This is a genomic window from Photobacterium makurazakiensis (assembly GCF_050336715.1).
GTDB classification, from domain to species: Bacteria; Pseudomonadota; Gammaproteobacteria; order Enterobacterales; family Vibrionaceae; genus Photobacterium; species Photobacterium makurazakiensis.
Genome location: NZ_JAKJSJ010000074.1, coordinates 1 through 18,811, shown reverse-complemented (window position 1 = coordinate 18,811; position 18,811 = coordinate 1). Strand labels below are relative to the sequence as shown.

Annotated in this window: 17 protein-coding genes; 11 read left to right on the top strand and 6 right to left on the bottom strand. The window is 41.4% G+C overall.

Going from position 1 to position 18,811, the window contains the following annotated elements; genetic code table 11:
• The first annotated feature begins 219 nt into the window (after positions 1-219).
• A complete protein-coding gene (locus L4D09_RS25015) occupies positions 220-903 on the top strand; it encodes a hypothetical protein (protein WP_428460264.1) in 684 nt (227 codons plus the stop codon).
• A gap of 310 nt (positions 904-1,213) precedes the next feature.
• Here the strand turns inward: L4D09_RS25015 and fruA are convergent, their stop codons facing one another.
• From fruA to fruB, 3 genes are read right to left on the bottom strand one after another with little or no spacing between them, the layout of a single operon-like run.
• Entirely contained in the window at positions 1,214-2,956 is a 1,743-nt protein-coding gene (gene fruA / locus L4D09_RS25010) for a PTS fructose transporter subunit IIBC (protein WP_428460263.1), read from the bottom strand.
• A gap of 21 nt (positions 2,957-2,977) precedes the next feature.
• Positions 2,978-3,931, bottom strand: coding sequence for a 1-phosphofructokinase (pfkB, locus tag L4D09_RS25005; RefSeq protein WP_428460262.1), 954 nt, complete (start codon positions 3,929-3,931; stop codon positions 2,978-2,980).
• A complete protein-coding gene (gene fruB, locus L4D09_RS25000) occupies positions 3,931-5,049 on the bottom strand; it encodes a fused PTS fructose transporter subunit IIA/HPr protein (RefSeq protein WP_428460261.1) in 1,119 nt (372 codons plus the stop codon). The genes pfkB and fruB overlap by 1 nt, the downstream gene beginning before the upstream one ends.
• A 289-nt stretch (positions 5,050-5,338) precedes the next feature.
• Here fruB and cra point away from each other — a divergent pair, with 289 nt between their 5' ends.
• Positions 5,339-6,337, top strand: a complete 999-nt coding sequence (cra, locus tag L4D09_RS24995; protein WP_428460260.1) for a catabolite repressor/activator — start codon at positions 5,339-5,341, stop codon at positions 6,335-6,337.
• 417 nt (positions 6,338-6,754) lie between these two features.
• Positions 6,755-8,833, top strand: a complete 2,079-nt coding sequence (locus L4D09_RS24990; RefSeq protein WP_428460259.1) for a DUF4962 domain-containing protein — start codon at positions 6,755-6,757, stop codon at positions 8,831-8,833.
• A gap of 126 nt (positions 8,834-8,959) precedes the next feature.
• On the opposite strand, the gene L4D09_RS24985 is transcribed toward L4D09_RS24990, so the two are convergent.
• Both L4D09_RS24985 and L4D09_RS24980 read right to left on the bottom strand, forming a co-directional pair.
• Positions 8,960-10,501 carry a dynamin family protein gene (locus L4D09_RS24985; protein WP_428460258.1) on the bottom strand — a complete coding sequence of 514 codons (1,542 nt, stop codon included), beginning with the start codon at positions 10,499-10,501 and terminating at the stop codon, positions 8,960-8,962.
• Positions 10,482-11,636, bottom strand: coding sequence for a YcjF family protein (locus tag L4D09_RS24980; RefSeq protein ID WP_428460257.1), 1,155 nt, complete (start codon positions 11,634-11,636; stop codon positions 10,482-10,484). The genes L4D09_RS24985 and L4D09_RS24980 overlap by 20 nt, the downstream gene beginning before the upstream one ends.
• 358 nt (positions 11,637-11,994) lie before the next feature.
• On the opposite strand from L4D09_RS24980, the gene L4D09_RS24975 reads away from it, so the two are divergent.
• The 6 genes from L4D09_RS24975 (at position 11,995) to L4D09_RS24950 (ending at position 16,136) form a co-directional block, all read left to right on the top strand.
• Positions 11,995-12,663 carry a LuxR C-terminal-related transcriptional regulator gene (locus L4D09_RS24975; RefSeq protein WP_428460256.1) on the top strand — a complete coding sequence of 223 codons (669 nt, stop codon included), beginning with the start codon at positions 11,995-11,997 and terminating at the stop codon, positions 12,661-12,663.
• Positions 12,660-13,121: a CsgE family curli-type amyloid fiber assembly protein gene (locus tag L4D09_RS24970; protein ID WP_428460255.1), complete on the top strand. Its 462-nt coding sequence runs from the start codon at positions 12,660-12,662 to the stop codon at positions 13,119-13,121. The genes L4D09_RS24975 and L4D09_RS24970 overlap by 4 nt, the downstream gene beginning before the upstream one ends.
• Positions 13,122-13,131: 10 nt before the next feature.
• Positions 13,132-13,536: a curli assembly protein CsgF gene (locus L4D09_RS24965; protein WP_428460254.1), complete on the top strand. Its 405-nt coding sequence runs from the start codon at positions 13,132-13,134 to the stop codon at positions 13,534-13,536.
• Between the two features lie 12 nt (positions 13,537-13,548).
• Positions 13,549-14,385, top strand: a complete 837-nt coding sequence (locus L4D09_RS24960; RefSeq protein WP_428460253.1) for a CsgG/HfaB family protein — start codon at positions 13,549-13,551, stop codon at positions 14,383-14,385.
• 417 nt (positions 14,386-14,802) lie between these two features.
• On the top strand, positions 14,803-15,360 hold the full coding sequence (locus L4D09_RS24955; protein WP_428460252.1) for a hypothetical protein: 558 nt from the start codon (positions 14,803-14,805) through the stop codon (positions 15,358-15,360).
• Between the two features lie 20 nt (positions 15,361-15,380).
• Positions 15,381-16,136, top strand: coding sequence for a hypothetical protein (locus L4D09_RS24950; protein WP_428460251.1), 756 nt, complete (start codon positions 15,381-15,383; stop codon positions 16,134-16,136).
• A 52-nt stretch (positions 16,137-16,188) separates the two neighbouring features.
• Here the strand turns inward: L4D09_RS24950 and L4D09_RS24945 are convergent, their stop codons facing one another.
• Positions 16,189-17,139 (bottom strand): SDR family oxidoreductase, encoded by a 951-nt coding sequence (locus tag L4D09_RS24945; protein ID WP_428460250.1) that lies wholly within the window; start codon positions 17,137-17,139, stop codon positions 16,189-16,191.
• Between the two features lie 240 nt (positions 17,140-17,379).
• Between L4D09_RS24945 and L4D09_RS24940 the strand changes: the two genes are divergently transcribed.
• The gene (locus L4D09_RS24940; protein ID WP_428460249.1) at positions 17,380-18,126 is read left to right on the top strand and encodes a helix-turn-helix transcriptional regulator; all 747 of its coding nucleotides are present in this window, start codon (positions 17,380-17,382) and stop codon (positions 18,124-18,126) included.
• 69 nt (positions 18,127-18,195) lie between these two features.
• On the top strand, positions 18,196-18,811 hold a 616-nt coding region (locus tag L4D09_RS24935), incomplete at its 3' end, for a transglutaminase-like domain-containing protein (RefSeq protein ID WP_428460248.1).

Sequence of the window (18,811 nt, the reverse complement as noted above, 5' to 3'; positions counted from 1 at the left end):
TCTGGCTGAATAATTTCCACCAAATGGCAAAATGCATCACAATATTGTCAGTCTTTCTAACGTCTCACCACAAATTCTCATATATAAGAGGATTAAATTTCTACCATATCAGTCACTTATTAATTTCTTATTTTTCTCCCTATTATTCATCAAAAAAATATCAATTATTGCAATATGCTTTATTTGAGCTTCAGAAAATATTATAACGAGGTTCCTAACATGATTAGGCCAGCGCTAACAATAATGGCCTCTATAATGCTTTTTGCATGTGGTGGAGGCGATTCAAGCAGTTCAGATCCAGTTATTAATTCTATGGATGATATTGGTGTACGAAAGATTGGAATTGATTTAGTTAATGTTGCAAATGAGTCTGTCGACTTCTTTATTAAAGAAAATGGCAGCAGTAATACACTATTTGATGATGGTAATAAAGTTGCGACGAATCTAAATAATGATACGAACTACCATGCCATTAGTTGGACATCTGCTTCAGCAATGAGAATTGATCTTGGTGTTAAAGATACCAATACACAAACAAAATTTAGCCAAGTTGATGATGTCGTTTTAAATAATAGTGAAAAGCTTTGGGCTATTGCTTGGCTTGATACCGATGACAATGAATTACAGCTTTCAACTACTATTGAAGAACCTTCACCGATAGAAGGAAAATATAGAATTCGTGTTTTTTCTCAACAAGATACTAGAGTTCAAGTTATCTCAACTGCAGTATCAACCGTTGAAGTAAAGAAAGGTAACTTTTCGGCACATATGACTCTGAATAACTGTAACGGTGAGCTATTCTTCGGTGCAAACAGTGTTGATATTTGTAATTTAGATCAAGGGAAGTCGTATCTTTTAATTAGTGACGGGGAAGATCTTCTGTTAGCAGAAGAGGAAAAATAATAACTATTATAAAGAAAACAATAACTATAAATAAAATTGCAACACTTGGGGATAATAAAAAACAATAATAATTGTGCTTTAACTTGTAACGCAGGGAATGCCTACAACTAATAATAGTATTTATCAGCCAGAGTTTGCGTTTTGTACTTTGTACAAATTTGGGGGAAACGACTCAAGGCTAACCATAAGTTATGGTTTCATATAAATACACCATATCGTAGGCAGCGGTGGCAAAAGCCCCGACATTATATGTCGGGGCTTTATTTTATCTAAAATCGTATTTATCTCGATTATTAGACATCATACTTTTTTATTTAACTTGCGCAGTAACTAATTGCTCTTCATCTGATTTTTTTAAGAATGCATACGTTACACCAGTCACAATCGTACCAGCAGCAATCGCAACTAAGTACATTAGTACTGGTGTTATTGCATTTGGAATAAACAGTACGAATAAACCACCGTGCGGTGCCATTAGTTTTGCACCAAATAGCATCGACAATGCACCTGTTAACGCACCGCCTGCCATACACGCAGGAATAACACGCATTGGATCGCGAGCGGCAAATGGAATTGCACCTTCAGAGATAAAGCAAAGCCCTAGTACAAATGATGCTTTACCAGCTTCCGTCTCGCTAGCGTTAAACTTACGTTTAGCTAAGAAAGTAGCCAGTCCCATACCAAGTGCTGGCACCATACCCGCCGCCATTACAGCTGCCATAGGAGCATAAGTTTGAGATGCAAGTAAACCAACGCCGAAAGTATAAGCGGCTTTATTTACAGGACCACCTAAATCGAAGCACATCATACAACCAAGAATAACACCCAGTAGTACTGCATTGGCTGAACCCATGTTATTTAGGAAATCTGTCAAGCCCGTCATCGCCGCAGACACAGGTCCACCAACGATATAAATCATGATTAGACCGGTGATCAAACTAGAGACCAACGGAATGATCAAAATCGGTTTCAGCGCTTCCATCGATTGTGGCAGACTAATTTTTTCAGCAACCAATTTAGCACTGTAACCTGCAAGGAAACCGGCAACGATACCACCAAGGAAACCAGCCCCGGTCGAGCTTGCTAGCATACCACCAATTAAACCAGGGGCCAGACCCGGACGGTCTGCAATCGAGAATGCAATGAAGCCAGCCAATACTGGTACCATCAACGCAAACGCTGAACCGCCACCGATAGTCATCAATGCAGCAGCTAACGTACCTTCTTGCTCAAACGCCTTGATACCGAAGACAAACGACAGTGCTATCGACAAACCACCCGCAACCACCAATGGCAGCATATGCGATACACCTGTCATCAAGTGTTTATAGGCACCTGTTTTCTCTTGTTTCTGCTCACCTTGTGATGCCCCGCCCGCTTGGTGCTGATAAACGCTTGCGGAATTAAAGGCTTTTTCAAATTCTTCTGTGGTTTTCTTTAGCGCCAGTCCCGTACTGGTTTTGTACAACTTTTTACCATCAAAGCGAGCAAGATCGACTTCAATATCAGCAGCGATAATAACTAAATCGGCTTCAGCTATTTCTTCTGCAGTCAGTTGGTTCTTCGCGCCAACAGAACCACGTGTTTCAACTTTAGCTTGAAGACCTTGACGCTTCGCTTCCTCTTCAATAGCTTCTGCAGCCATGAACGTATGAGCGACACCGGTTGGGCAAGCGGTAATAGCAACAATTTTCTTAACACCGGCAGATTCTTGCTGATCAATCGCAACCGTCGTTACTTCAGTTAACGTTTTAGCTTGAGAAACAGCTAGCTCAAGAAATGCTTTAGGATCAGCAAGGCAGGCATCAATTGACGACTGGTAAACTTTCTTCCCTTTAAAACGGCTAGTATCAACTGGCGTACTCGCTGCAATAACAACCAACTCCGCTTCATCAATCGTATTAGCTGTTAGCGCTTTTACAGGTACGACGCTTGACTGGCATTCTATGCTTGCTGTCCACTTTAGTTCTGCAACGGCTTTTTCTAATAAGCCTGCAGCAATGATACTGTTTGCGATACCACTCGGGCACGCGGTTACAACTGCAATTTTCATATCTTCACCCTCTAAACCGAATTAGTTGTTCACGTTTGCTAGTTGGACACTTTCTTTTACTTCCAACACCTTCTCGATGTTTTCTACACCGACACCAACTTGGCTTACCGCCAGTGCTGATAGTGCTGTCGCAAATTGCAATGTCTCTTCTTTATTCCATTTATTAAGCTGTCCCCAGCACAAGCCTGCAACTAAGGTGTCCCCTGCGCCAACCGTGCTAACCACATCCATTTTGGGTGGCTGAGAACGTAACCAGCCTTCGCTGTTTAGCCACATCACCCCTGCCGCACCTAATGACACCACCACATTGGCAATATTTTTAGTCGCCAATTGCTCAGCTGCTGTCATTAACGCTTGTTGATCGTTTAATTCTTTGCCAGCCCAATCAGCAAGCTCTTCCTCGTTGGGTTTAACCAACCAAGGCGACGCCTCTAAACCTGCAGACAATGCCGCTTTACTGCTATCGAAAAATACATGTTTCCCTTTACGATGTAGCTCTTCTACCCAAACCGCGCACTGCTCGGGTGATAAGCCTTGTGGCAAGCTACCAGCCATGACAAACACATCATGACTTTTTGCCAACTCAAACAGTGTTTCTTCGAACCGTGCAATGTCGTTATCGTTAACTCTGACACCAGGGAAATTGATATCGCTAACACGGCCGCTCTGTTCAACTAATTTCACATTGATGCGAGTCGCCCCTTCTACACGAACAAACGCATCGTTGACGTTAATCTGTTCAAATAGCTGGCAGAAGGCTGCTTGGTTATCAGCCCCCAATAAACCAGTTACCGTGACATCAGCACCTAGTTCAGCCAATACTTTTGCGACATTTACCCCTTTACCAGCAGGATGAAGGCTGCCTTGATTAACCAGATTCACAGAACCAACTTCAAGCGCATCTAGGCTACCCGTTAGATCTAACGCCGGGTTCAGCGTGATCGTCACAACTTTTGGTTTTGATACGGTAGTCATTATTTCCCCTCACCCAAACCATCTGCGATAGCTTCGCCAATCGCGGTAAGTGCTTGTTCTGCATCGTCACCTTGCGCGGTAAATTGCAATTGATGACTATGTTTCACGCCTAAGCCGATGACCTTCATCAAGCTCTTAGCATTCACCGTTTTACCGTCGCCATTTAGGTTAGAAACCAAGATTGCCGATTCGAACTTCTTCGCGACACTCACCAGCATCGCACCTGGGCGGGCATGTAAACCATGTGAGTTACGAATCGTGAAGATCTCCGTATTACCTTCAATAACTTCTTCCGTTAATAACGAAACAACTTGATCAGCAGTCGTACTGAACAATTTGTCAGCCTGCTGCTTATAAAGCAGTTGTGACAGGTAGTTCATGTTATTCAGGTGCGAGCCATTGCATGCAGCAACCATTAGCAAGCCTTTTACTGGCTGGCCTTGTTCTTCAAAAACATGCGTTGGTGTGGCAAAAGCTAACGTCGTTTTAGATACACCTTTAGCGCTCTTTGCCAACCATAGCCCCTGTCCTATATGCGTCGCTCCATTGGCAATAGCATCAGCAACACATTCAGTACTCGCTGCGCCATGATTCTTAATAAGGCCCGCAGCCACTGCTGTTAACTGAATAACATCCGTTGCCGGAAATTGATGCTGAACCAAAGAGGTATTAAAGTCGGCTTCCAACTGAGTTTCACCGTTTAAAATAGCGATAAGCTCATCTGCGCTCGTACTCGACTTTAACTTCTCTTCAACGCCATCTGCCGACAGCACTTTAGTGAGCTGCTTTAGAATGCCAAGATGCTCGTCAGATTTAGCGGCAATACCAATAGCAAGATAAGCTGTTTTACCGTCACCCCAACTCACACCTTGTGGGAAATGATGAACACACACACCCGTTTTTTTCACTAAATTACGGGTATCTGTTGTGCCATGTGGGATTGCAATACCATTGCCTAGAAACGTCGAATTCTGCGCTTCTCGATTTAGCATGCCATTGACATAACCCGGCTCGACTAGCCCCTGTTGTTCAAGGCCTGCTGCAATAGCTTTAATTGCTTCTTGTTTGTTCGTTGCAGCTTGCTTTAGCTGAATATCACTCGTTGATAATGACAACATGCATTCACTCCGCGTTATTAACCTGTGGCTAGGTATCAGCCTAATGTTCAGTTTAGTTGATGCTTTACATACCGACTGAATCGATTCAGCATCAGGTTCAATAAAAGGTTTCAGCATAGAAATTTAGATTTTGATACCTTTGCTGAAACCATTCAGCTGACATGCTGAATGGTTTCAGCTAATATTGCAATTGTTCTAGCCAAGATCATTTGCGAATATATGATCAAGTGCACAAATTAGATTTAGCTCACCACGCTATTGCTTAGTGGTATAACGATAAGAAGTCAGAATGAAACTAGATGAGATCGCAAAACTTGCTGGGGTTTCTCGCACTACCGCAAGCTACGTTATTAACGGTAAGGCAAAAAAGTATCGGATCAGTGAAAAAACCCAGCAAAAAGTCATGGCTGTGGTGAACGAACATAACTTCCGCCCTGATCATGCTGCAACTTCATTACGTGCTGGCAGTAGTCGATCATTTGGTTTGATCATTCCTGATCTTGAAAACAGTAGTTATGCCAAACTTGCGAAGTTGTTGGAAAGCAATGTTCGTAAAGCGGGCTACCAGCTAATTATCTCTTGTTCTGATGATGACATTGAAACTGAGATGAAAGTTGCAGAGCTTCTGCTTAGCCGCCGTATTGATGCCTTATTGGTAGCAAGTGCCCTACCCGCTGACAACAGCTTCTACAAACAGATTCAGGCCAGCGGCATTCCAATAATAGCTCTTGACCGAGCGTTAGATGACGAAACGTTTGCTTCCGTGATCAGTGAGGATCTCGACGGGGCATTCGCCCTAACGGAAAGCTTATTGGCTAAAAATATCAACAGTATTGGTTTGGTGGGCGCGGTTCCCGAATTAGGGGTATCGAAAGAGCGTGAGCAAGGTTTTCTTTCTGCCATTCGTGCTTATAGCACACGTGATAATAAGCCGGAAATTCCGACAATCACCGCTAATGGTGAGCATTTCAGCCAGCAAGAAGGCCAGAAACAAGTTCAGCAATGGATCGACAACGGCACCATGCCCGATGCTATTTTAGCGACCTCATATACCCTCTTCGAAGGTGTGCTTGATTGTTTATTAGCAAATCCAGAATTAATGAGCAAAACCCAACTCGCCACTTTCGGTGATAACCGATTACTCGATTTTCTTCCAATCAAGATCCAATCCCTTCCTCAGCAGTTCGAGTTGATTGCCGACAATGCCCTTGAACTGACATTAAACGCGATTGCTGGGCGCTATCAAGCAGGTGTTGAGGTCGTGCCGAGGAAAATTAAGCATCGTTAACCGGTAACAACGCTTTCCATACACAGGTAAGTTTCGCATATACGCAAAAGCACTCTCGTGTATTTGCTACCTCTCATTGCCTCTTTGCGAAGCTTACCAAGCCTCCGTGCCCTACTATTAAGTACTTAATTTACAAGCAACAAGCGAATATTTTCTCAATCCAGACTAGCATTAAATTCAGTGCCACTGTTCTCAGCAGAAAATGTATCTGCATATATGTACGATGCATTTTAAGAGGCTATTAACTTATAAAGCTCTCAGTTATTTAACCTCTTTCAATTTTTCCAGCGCGATTAGCCTCACAAAAGAATGAAAAAAAACACGCCTGACATTGAGAACAATCCTACTATTGTATTACAATAAGGCATAAAGTGTTTTGTTACCCCTAAAACAACATATTGTAATAAGTGAGTTCGCATGAGCAACGAAAAATCTCTTGACGCGATCAGGAAGATGAAGCTGGAGAATGATACTTCAGCAGGTAACCTTGTAGACCTACTCCCTATCGAAGTACAAAAGCGTGACTTCGACCTATCATTCCTAGACAACTTGAGCGAAGAGCGTCCTCGTCTTCTGGTTCAAGCTAAAGATCTAGCAGAATTTAAAGCAAACGTGCAGGCAGACGAATCACACTGCATGTTCGATGACTTCTTCAAAAACTCTACGGCCAAGTTCCTTGAAACTGCACCGTATGATGAGCCACAGCCTTACCCTGAAGAAACGGTAGGTAAAGCTTCGTTGTGGCGTCCTTACTGGCGTCAAATGTACGTTGATTGCCAAATGGCACTTAACGCAACTCGTAACCTAGCTATTGCTGGTATCGTGAAGGAAGACGAAGCGCTAATCGCAAAAGCAAAAGCTTGGACTCTAAAGCTGTCTACTTACGATCCTGAAGGTGTCACTTCTCGTGGATACAACGATGAAGCGGCATTCCGCGTAATCGCAGCAATGGCTTGGGGTTACGACTGGTTACACGCTTACTTTACTGATGAAGAACGTCAGCAGGTTCAAGATGCACTTATTGAGCGTCTTGACGAAATCATGCACCACCTACGTGTGACGGTTGATCTACTAAATAACCCACTAAATAGCCATGGTGTACGTTCAATTTCTTCTGCAATTATCCCGACGTGTATCGCGCTTTACCACGATCACCCGAAAGCAGGCGAATACATCGCTTACGCGCTAGAATACTACGCAGTACATTACCCACCATGGGGTGGCGTAGATGGCGGTTGGGCTGAAGGCCCTGACTACTGGAACACACAAACTGCATTCCTAGGCGAAGCATTCGACCTACTGAAAGCGTACTGTGGCGTAGACATGTTCAACAAAACATTCTACGAGAACACAGGTGACTTCCCGCTATACTGCATGCCTGTTCACTCGAAGCGTGCGAGCTTCTGTGACCAGTCTTCAATTGGTGATTTCCCGGGTCTAAAGCTGGCTTACAACATCAAACACTACGCAGGCGTTAACCAAAAGCCTGAGTACGTTTGGTACTACAACCAACTTAAAGGCCGTGACACTGAAGCGCACACTAAATTCTACAACTTCGGTTGGTGGGACTTTGGTTACGACGATCTTCGCTTCAACATTCTATGGGATGCACCAGAAGAGAAAGCACCGTCAAACGATCCTCTACTGAAAGTATTCCCAATCACTGGTTGGGCTGCATTCCACAACAAGATGACTGAGCGCGATAACCATATCCACATGGTTTTCAAATGTTCACCGTTTGGCTCAATCAGCCACTCTCACGGTGACCAAAATGCGTTTACCCTACACGCATTCGGTGAAACACTAGCATCAATCACTGGTTACTACGGTGGTTTCGGTGTAGATATGCACACAAAATGGCGTCGTCAAACGTTCTCTAAAAACCTTCCACTATTTGGCGGTAAAGGTCAGTACGGCGAGAACAAAAACACTGGCTACGAAGGTCACCAAGACCGCTTCTGTATTGAAGCTGGCGGTACTATCTCAGATTACGATACTGAATCGGATGTGAAGATGGTTGAAGGTGATGCGACAGCATCTTACAAGTATTTTGTTCCTGAAATCGAGTCTTACAAGCGTAAGATCTGGTTCGTGAAAGGAAAAGTATTCGTTATGCAAGACAAGGCTTCTCTTACTGAAGAGAAAGACATGACTTGGCTGATGCACACTACTTTCGCTAACGAAGTGGCTGACAAGTCATTCACTATCCGTGGCGAGAAAGCACACCTAGACGTGAACTTCATCAACGACTCTGCTGACAACATCACTTCTGTGAAGAATGTTGAAGGCTTCGGTGACGTTGACCCATACGAGTTCAAAGATCTTGAAATCCACCGTCACGTGGAAGTTGAGTTCGGCGCATCGAAAGAACACAACATCTTAACGCTTCTCGTTCCTAACAAAAACAACGGCGAACAAGTTGAAGTGTCTCATAAGCTTGAAGGCAGCACACTAGCGCTAACTGTTGATGGCGAAACTGTGACTATCGAGCTTTAATCTTCGCAAAACTGCCGAGATTTAAAGCCTTTTAAAGCTATTGATAAGGCTCTAGATTAATTAATCTAGAGCCTTTTTTGCCCTACGACATAACAAGAAATTATCTAATTGAATCAATATAGATTGCTACTTCATGCGCTTAAACGTCATTTTACCCAACTTGTACAACCTTTTTAGTTGCTCAGCGGTATCAAGCTTTCTATGCTCTAAACGTCTGCGGTTCAGTTGAGTGTTCACACCATTTTCAAACTCCGCCAATAAACTCTCCGCCACCAGTTCTAGGTTATACGGCTCGCAGCCTTCTTTAACACAAAGCGGTATACATTCATCAGGTTGTAATTGTTCAACATTAAACGCGATTGCAGCGTTAATCGTCTGCTCTTTTACCGACGTTGGCACAGTATAGTTATAAGGCGGTAACCATTCTGTTTCTGGTTTGAGGCGATCGACCTGATTCAATAATAAAATGGTTGCTGGGCGTTTTCGGCTGCGGTTTTCCGGCAATTGATAAAACGCATTTAGTTTTTCGTTGAATTGAGTATCACGTTGACGTGCAGGTTGGTTAGCTTTGACTACCCACAAGATAATATCGCTGTTTACAGCATGATTAAGAATTGTCTCTTCGTTTTCAAGGCTGCCATCTAGCCCAGGTAAATCCACCAAGTGGATAAAATCAACACCATCTATTTCACAACGGTGAATAATGGCCTTATCTGTAGATGGTAATAGGTGGGTTTCTGCCACTAAACTGCCCACGAAAGCATTGATGAATGATGATTTACCGGCACTTACCTGTCCAATCACAACAACACGTAATGGCTCAAGAATGCCTGCATGGTGCGTATCGTCTTCCTGTTTTTGAAGGCTTGTTGGTAGCTCATTCACTGTTGCGCCAAAGCGGCCGCTGTATAAATCAATGGCAACAGAGATAACTTCTTGAAGAAAGACACGCTTTAGCTGCAGCTGAACTTCGTCACTCACCTCATCAAAAATCTTCCCAAAGATCTGCCCTCTTGCTTCAGCTAATAAGCCTGCAGGCGTCATGGCACGAAATACACGATAGATAGAATAAACTTGCTTGGCTTTATCTAATTTGTCTTTATTTTGGTAGCCGTATTTGAGCGTCGATATACTCAGCTTTTCAGCAAATGGGACGTGGTTAAGCAGAAAATGGCGATAGCGTCGGCTGACTTCCTCTAGCATCAAAAGAAACTCAGGCGCTGTAAACGCTAATTCGCCAGCTTGTTTATCTTTATGATAATGACCTGCAACTTCAAAACATAAGTGCCAACCATGCTCTCGAAGAGACCCCCATGAGTCATCTTGCTGTAATAAAATAGGAATTTGTTGCTTAATACCTTGGAATGCCTGCTTGTCGAACTCCCCCCATTCCGCTGATGGTGCAACCTCATAATCACTCATTGTCTGCTCATCACCCGTGAGCACTTGCTTGGCTTTTCTGGCTTGCCATACGTAAATGGCGAAAACCAAAAGGGCACTACTCAACACTGATGCAGCTAACACAAGCCACAAATCATCACGAAAGACAGAGACAAGCCCAATGACTGCTAATACCAAAACGGGGAATACCACAGCCAGCAGCAATAAGGGGATGACGCCACCAGAGAGCTTTGCCATTAACCCCAAACTATTCGTTGTTCGTTTCATGTTTATCTCGGCTCTCTTTGGCTTGCTTCAATGCGGTTTCAAATACAGCCTTGATCTCATCTGATGAAACAGGCTCTCCCTTACTTATATGGTATAAGTACATACATGCTGCTCGGCCAATGGCATAGGTCACACCAAAGCTGATCGCCGCTGCCACTGCGCTACCAATCGTCTGGCCATAAACTGGGATAAACTTGGCAATTTGCCGAGCCCCTAGCTTGGTGAGGTACTTAACCGCAAAGCTCCCACCCAGCAAACTGGCAAATTCAGTAAAGCGTTGCTTGTTCCATTCAACCCCGTAATGACAACCCAAGCTGTGTAGCATCTTACCTTGTATTGCAGGCACACTAACCAACCCTACAGCCGGCAATACATCTGAAGCACTTGCTGTACTGGCATACCACATGATTTCACGCTGCAGTTTGGCAAAGTTCTCAGCTTCGTGACTTTTATGTTGCTGACTATCAAGTAACAAAAACAACACCGGCAGCACATCACTCAAACTCTGCATCAACTCAGCTTGACCATAGAAGTCATTCACTGCTGGATCTTGTTCTATAGAGCTTGATTCGGCCGAGTGTGCTTCGACAAAGTCGACGCTGGTATGTGGGCAAATTTCCCCCCACACGGACTCGACTTGCTGTTGATTGTAATCAACCGCTTGTGAGCGCAGTGCTTTAGCAATAGCTAATACACCGGTATGAACCACCAGCACCTGCTTAATTTGTCCGTCTTTACGAATTTGCTTTAGCGCCCTAATCACGTCGCTCTGCTCAGGCTCTTCCGCTTTCATCACCACAATCAGCGCATTGCTTTGCGCTTGGCATTGGGCAATATCTTCACTTGCATCATAGCTGGCTTCAGATAACCCTCGAGTATCAAGAAAACGAATTAACGGGTTAGCCGCTGGAAAAGAATAAGTAAATGAAGATTGCGTGCAAGGTTGAAAGCCATTACCAATATCGACTGAACTATCACCAGTAACGGCTTCAATCAGAGAGGATTTCCCYGCACCGGTTTTACCTAATAGCCATAAAGTCGGTAGGCTATCTTCCCAAGATTGTTTAGCGACGAAGAGGTCTGGCTCCTTATCAAAATTAATATATTGATAAATATTCTTTAAAAACTGCTGCATTGATACCTCATATTCCACGTTACCTGCACTGTCTTTGCATACCTACCACTTTCAGCACAGTACAAACACAATTGTGCCACGTAGTTTGATTGGCAATCAAAAATAGTAGATTTAGTCATGCTAAACAATCTGTTAGGACAAGTACAATACTTATGCTAACCAAACAGTTCGTATTTTGTAAAAATAAAATGCTATTTTTTTGATGTTTTATGAAAATTTTATCTCTTAAAATAAATTACTTTAAATTTCATTGGCTTATGAAATAAACAAATGTAACATTTTTATTATCTTGATGTTTGTTTGTATTGTTCTAACTTTAAGAATGAAAGTAAATTTCATTTGTAATAAGGAAATGTTGATGTCCTGCAGTAATTTAAAGCGGATTTTTCTCATCTGTGACTCTAGCCTTCAATCGTGTTTGTTTAAGGAATTTTTAGAAAAGAAACTTAACAACCGCATTGAGATGGTCACATTTGACAAATTTACAACTATCTCCTACTTAAATGAAGGGCCAATCCTTGTCATTATCGACTTTACCTATATCAATGAAAATAACTATCAAGACTATTATAAATTTGTCACATCTAACGAATTAGAAACTAATGAGGTTTTGATTAACACACCGAAAGAAACGGATTATAAAACCATCCTAAGTTGGCCCAATATAGCTGGCGTTTTTTATACATACCATGATTTAGAAAGTGTTAAAAAAGGCATGCAGTCCATTTTACAGGGTGAGATGTGGTTAAGCCGAAGTTTAAGCCAAGAAATCATTCTCTCTTATAGAAAACGCTCTCAATTAAAATTTAACATCAACCCTAGTACGAGTTTAACCACAAGAGAAAAAGAAATACTCGATTTACTCATCTTAGGTGAATCAAACGAACAAATCGCAGCTAGCCTTTTTGTTAGTGAAAATACGGTTAAGTCACACCTTCATAATGTCTTTAAAAAAATTAACGCAAAAAACCGTTTACAGGCATTTATGTGGGCTAAAGACAATTACTACAATAACGTACCCGTATGAAAAGAAGCTTTTTATCTGTAATTTTATTAATTTTTCTATTCAGTTCGACCATTTATGCTGAAGAAAAAAAGCCCTTAGAGAATGGGCCACCACTTGAAAGTAAAGATAGTATTGAATCATTGGATAGCTTAGTTGAAATTGACGGTATTATTATTGACCGGACATTTACACATATTGGTGAATTATTTTATTCGCTTTTCGCTCAAAAAATGAGTGATAAGTTTGAAAACCTTGCTGAAAATTTAACAGTGAAAGAAAGGCCAACAGCATTAAGCGGAAGTATTATGAGTGTTTATCACCGTCAAAACTTAATATATAGAACCGCGATATCCCCTGGTCGGACGCAAATTGAGCAAAGAGTAAATGATGCGGTAAGTGCAATTAGTTCTTATGTTGTTCGCTGGAAAATTGAACGTTATTTAAAAGATACATTTGATGTTGATCATGATGRAATTTAAGGGATTAATCATGAATAGAAAAATTGTATATATGCTCGGAGTATTATCTTTCAGCATAGGAACAGAAGCTTCCGAACTTATCTACACCCCTGTAAATCCAAATTTTGGTGGTAGTCCATTAAACAGTAATCACTTACTGGGGATAGCTAATGCTATTAATGACCACAAAAACCCTGATGCAAGTAGTTTACTTGATGAACAATCTGATTTGGACCGACTCGCTGCTAGTCTTGAATCCCGATTGATTAGCCAATTACTTTCTGATGTCGGAAATGGGAATACTGGGCAGCTTGCAACAGATGATTTCTTATTAAATATCGTAGATAACAATGGTGAATTAACCATTCAAATCACCGATAAAGAAACTGGGGAATCATCAACTATCCAAGTCAGTGGTTTAGTGCCTGATATGTAATGGAGTACAGCAATGAGATTGATTTTAGCAATTCTGTTTCCTGTCATATTAAGTGGTTGTTCACTGTCTATGGGCACCCCAGAGATTGACGAAAAGCCCAACTTAATGGCAAGAGGTGCAACCTACAATGACTTAGTTAGCCTCCCTCTTCCGAAGGGCAAGGTTTATGTATCAGTCTATGACTTTAGAGATCAAAGTGGTCAGTATAAACCACAACCAAACAGTAACTTTTCTACAGCAGTACCACAGGGAGCTGCTGCACTACTCATGACATCGTTACTCGATTCAAAGTGGTTTATCCCTCTAGAGCGTGAAGGGTTACAAAACCTACTCACAGAAAGAAAAATAATTCGAGCTGCTCAAAAGAAAGATGAAGTTGTAGCTAACCATGGCAATAACCTTCCCTCCCTTGAGTCTGCTAATATCATGTTCGAAGGCGGTATCGTTGCTTACGACACTAATATAAAAACGGGAGGCGTTGGAGCACGCTACCTTGGTATTGGTGCTTCTGGCCAGTTTAGGGCTGATCAGGTAACCGTTAATGTACGAGCTGTCGATGTGAGAAGTGGTAGGATTTTGCTCAGTGTTACGACTAGCAAAACCATTTACTCCCAAGAAGTACAAACTGGGGTATTCAAGTTTATTGACTATAAAGATTTACTTGAGGCTGAGTTAGGCTATACAACAAATGAGCCCGTCAATGTAGCTGTAATGTCAGCGATTGATGCCGCGGTTGTTCATGTCATTGTCAATGGTATTCAAACTGGTTTATGGACTACTCTACGAGAAGAAGATCTCAACAACCCGATTATTCAACAGTACATGGCTAAAAATCAACCGATAATTTAAAAAGTAATACTCAACTATTTAGCCCTCCTTTGGAGGGCTTTTTCATTTCTGAGTTAGCCACCCCCACCAATTACTTATTTAATAGCAACTCTTTAGTAATTATTCATTCGTACACTCGCACTCATAAATAAATTTCTCTCGTTTCTTTGCAAGAAAATCCATTTATCAAAGTTTTTATTGTCTTTAGGCAGTGTTTATTCATTCGCTCTATTTACCTAAGCAACTGATTGCAAAGCACACTAATAAACTATAGTTCAGCACTGAACCTAAACTTAATCCAAAATAATGAGTCATTTACTGGAATAAATAGTTCATTCCTACGAATATGTCACAAAAAAATCAACTTTTCGTTTAATGAGAATATTTTTGCAAAAACGATAATTAAATTACGAATCAAAATGCAAAGACGGATGTGTGATGAAAAAGTTAAATGGAGCTGTTGTCATATATATCGGTCTATTTTGTTTACAAAATCATGCATATTCAAGAGACCTTGCGCTAAATGAATTAGGACATATAAGTGAAATAAATTATGGCTTTGACAATTATGCTTATATTAAAGTGAGCAATGGAAACAGCAACCTTGCAACAATTACTCAAAAAAGCGTGATTGGTCTATCAAATAATAAAGCAGCAATTTCACAGTCTGGGAATAATAATAAAGCCATCATACATCAACGTGGCGCTTATAATAAAGCCGTAATACAACAAGATGGTTATAGTAACCACGCATATATTTCAGAAAACGGATATGATAATACCGCTATCATTTTACAAGCGGGATATAACAACAAAGCAACTATTGTTCAAAAAGGTAATGGTAATGAGGGAGAAATAAGTCAATATGGAAATGACAATACCGCATTAATTGTACAGAAAAGTAATGTTAAAAGTTTTAAATCTCAAGTCACTCAAACCGGTGGTCAAACACATGTGATCATCAATGGTATGAACCGAAACATTGTAATTGATTAAGCACAATTAAGGATAGTAACATGAAAAAGCTAGCATTTATCATTTCGGCAACTCTTGTCTCTGGTACAGCAATGGCAACTGACCCATACCAAGAAGCTCAGAATTACGATGACAACCGATCACTAATTTATGTAACAGATGAAAGTAGCGATAATACCGTTAATGTTCATCAATCGTCTTATTCTAATAATGCTGAGAACATGTCCAAAGTCTATATTGATGATGATTCTGATCACAATGACATTTATGTAAAACAAGCCGGCAAAAAAAACCGTTCGCGAGCAGAAGCCGATGAGTATTCAAACTATAACAACATTGGTGCAGAGCAATACGGCTACCGTAACAAATCAAACAATGAAATTGATGATTACTCAGACGGAAACAGTATTTATACCAAACAATATGGTGCTTACAACAAAAACCATGTAAAAGTTGATGAGGATGCTGATGGCAATACAGTTACATTGACCCAAAAAGGCTACGCTAACGATTCAGACATTCACATTATCTATGGTGATGATAACTCTGTTCATGCAATGTCTGACGGTAATCATAACGAGATTGACGTCGATATCTATGGAGAAGGTGCTGATTATAATACAGTCGGTATTGACCAGTATGGCGATGATTCTAAAGCTCGTGTTCTAATCGATGACAATTACTATGGCTACACGGCTGGAAACAACATCTACATCAAGCAAACGTCATCTGATTACTCTTATGTCGAAGTTTCTAATGGCTCATCACATAACACTATTAATAACATCCAACTTTAGTTATGCGCCAATAGATGCAAGCGGCAATAGCTATTAGCCGCTTGCTTTTTTATTAACTTAAAAACAAGTCTCGCTGCAAGCTCGCCCCTGGTTTGCAGGCATAGTCAGAAAAATCTGTCACCCCTTGGTGTTTCAACACTTCTTCATCAATAAAAAAGTTGCCAGAACACTGAGAGGCTTCACGGGTAATAATTTCATAGCAAGCGTCAGCCATAATTGTGGGATGACGTGAATGCTCCATGATCCTTTTTCCGTTCTTCATATGCGAGATTGCAGAGGTTGCGATGGTCGTTTTCGGCCAAAGAGAGTTAGCCGCAATATCGTACCCTTTCAGCTCTTGCGAGAAAGTTAACGTCATCATCGACATGGCATATTTTGAGCTGGTATACGCGCCATAGTTTTTAAACCAATCGGGATTTAGATCAATCGGTGGCGACAAGGTGAGTATATGTGGGTTGGAAGACTTTCGCAGAAAAGGTAAGCATGCCTGTGTCAATAAATATGTACCGCGCACATTAATGGAATACATCAAATCAAAGCGTTTACTCGGGGTGTTTTCCATGTTCTGCAGATGGATACTACTGGCATTATTAATAACGACATCTATTCCACCTGTTTCGGCAACAACATTCTCTACCGCAGCTGTTATCGCAGCTTCATCACGTACATCCAACACGACGGGAATCGCTTTACCCTTACCCTGTTGGTTTATTTCTTCCGCTGCCGTATAAATGGTACCGGGTAACGTTGGATGCGCCTCTGCTGTTTTGGCGGCAATAACTACCGTCGCACCAGCTTGGGCGCAGCGCTTAGCAATCGCAAAGCCAATTCCCCGAGAACCGCCACTAATAAACACGGTTTTATTTTCTAGACTACTAAATTGCTCGGTTAACTTCTCGCTGTTATTGGCTTCATCAGCCTTTACTTTCGGCATCGATAACGTATTTGTCATTACTTCCAACTGGTTAATAACACGCCTTGCTTTGTCGAATAGATTTGCCATTGCTATACACATCCTGTTGTGTTCGATATTAGTCCGCGACGATCATGTATTCGCCCTTTAAACCAAGTATAGAGTAAATATTCCAATCACAAAAAAAAGTAACCAATTGATAACTCACAATGAGAGCCAACATGTATTTTATTCAATTAGCACACAGATCCCCCACCCGCATCTAGTACAATCAAAGTAGCCAGGTACAGTCTAATACTTGAACAAAGTGCATTTTTATAGAGACGAGAAATGATGAAGTCTAATGTTTGGATAAAGGCAGGTATAGTGATCATATATGGCTCATCTATCGATGCTGCGCCTCATCGTCACCATGCGATTCAGTTGGCTTGGTCTAGAAATGGCTACAGCTGCAAACTAGATAATAATGAAATATCGACACCTGTAATTATTGACTCTAATGTCGAGCATCAACTACATGTTGATGAGGGCTGGATATTGTTGGTCGAACCCACTAGCGAATTAGGGATAGCGCTATCTAAGAAATTGGTAGGACAACCTTCAAAAGTACTTATCGCACCTTCATCTAACTTTAGACTTACAGAACACACTGATGATTTGACTGTACTACTTTCTCCTTTATTTGAAGCTTTAGACCTTTCAAACCATTACCCTCTCATCAATGAAAGCCAAATCATGGATCATCGCATTAAGAAGCTGCTGCATGAACTCAATCAGTGCTTAGATGGGAAGTGCCTTAAACCAACCAATTGGCGAGCATCTGATGTTGCTCAAAAGCTGTCTCTATCTGAAAGTCGTTTTCTTCATTTATTTAGCAAAGAGCTTGGCATTCCTTGGCGACCATATTTGCTATGGTGCCGAATGATTTGTGCTGTAAGAGCAATATTAAATGGAGAGCCGGCAACAGATGCCGCTCATATGGCAGGCTTTTCTGATAGTGCACATTTAAGTCGAACTTTTCGAAAGACGTTTGGAATGACTATTCGCCAAGCAAAAACTATTTTTCAAAAAAGTTAGCCAGTTTATTCAAGTTTTAGAGCAGCGCATTGGTTACTCTTTTCACATATTCAATGAAAGGAGTTACCCATGAACGAGCTATCAAAAGATTATCTAGTAGAAACGCCAATGCTGGATTTCATGCATCCATATATCCAAGATCTGGTTGAGGCAAAAAAATGGAAAACACTATCTCAATATGACGCTATTGGTGCCATTTATAATTATGTACGAGATGAGATTCGTTTCGGCTATAACAAAGATGACCGTTTACCTGCCAGCCAAGTATTAAAAGATGGTTACGGGCAATGTAATACCAAAGGAACGCTATTAATGGCACTACTTCGTTCGGTTGGAATTGCGACTCGTTTTCACGGTTTTACCATTTATAATGAGCTACAGCGAGGGGCTATCCCGAACTACCTCTTCAAAGTTGCGCCTGATCGCATCATCCATAGCTGGGTGGAAGTTTATCAAGAAGGCCGCTGGATTAACTTGGAAGGCTATATATTAGATATAGATTATTTAAAGCAGGTTCAAATTCGATTCGCCGAACAAAGTGACGCGTTTTCAGGCTACGCAATTTCGACCAAGTGCTTATCTAACCCTGATGTTGACTGGAACGGGCAAGATACCTATATACAAAGTGAAGGGATTGCTGATGACTTTGGTGTGTTTAATCAGCCAGAAGATTTCTATTCAATAC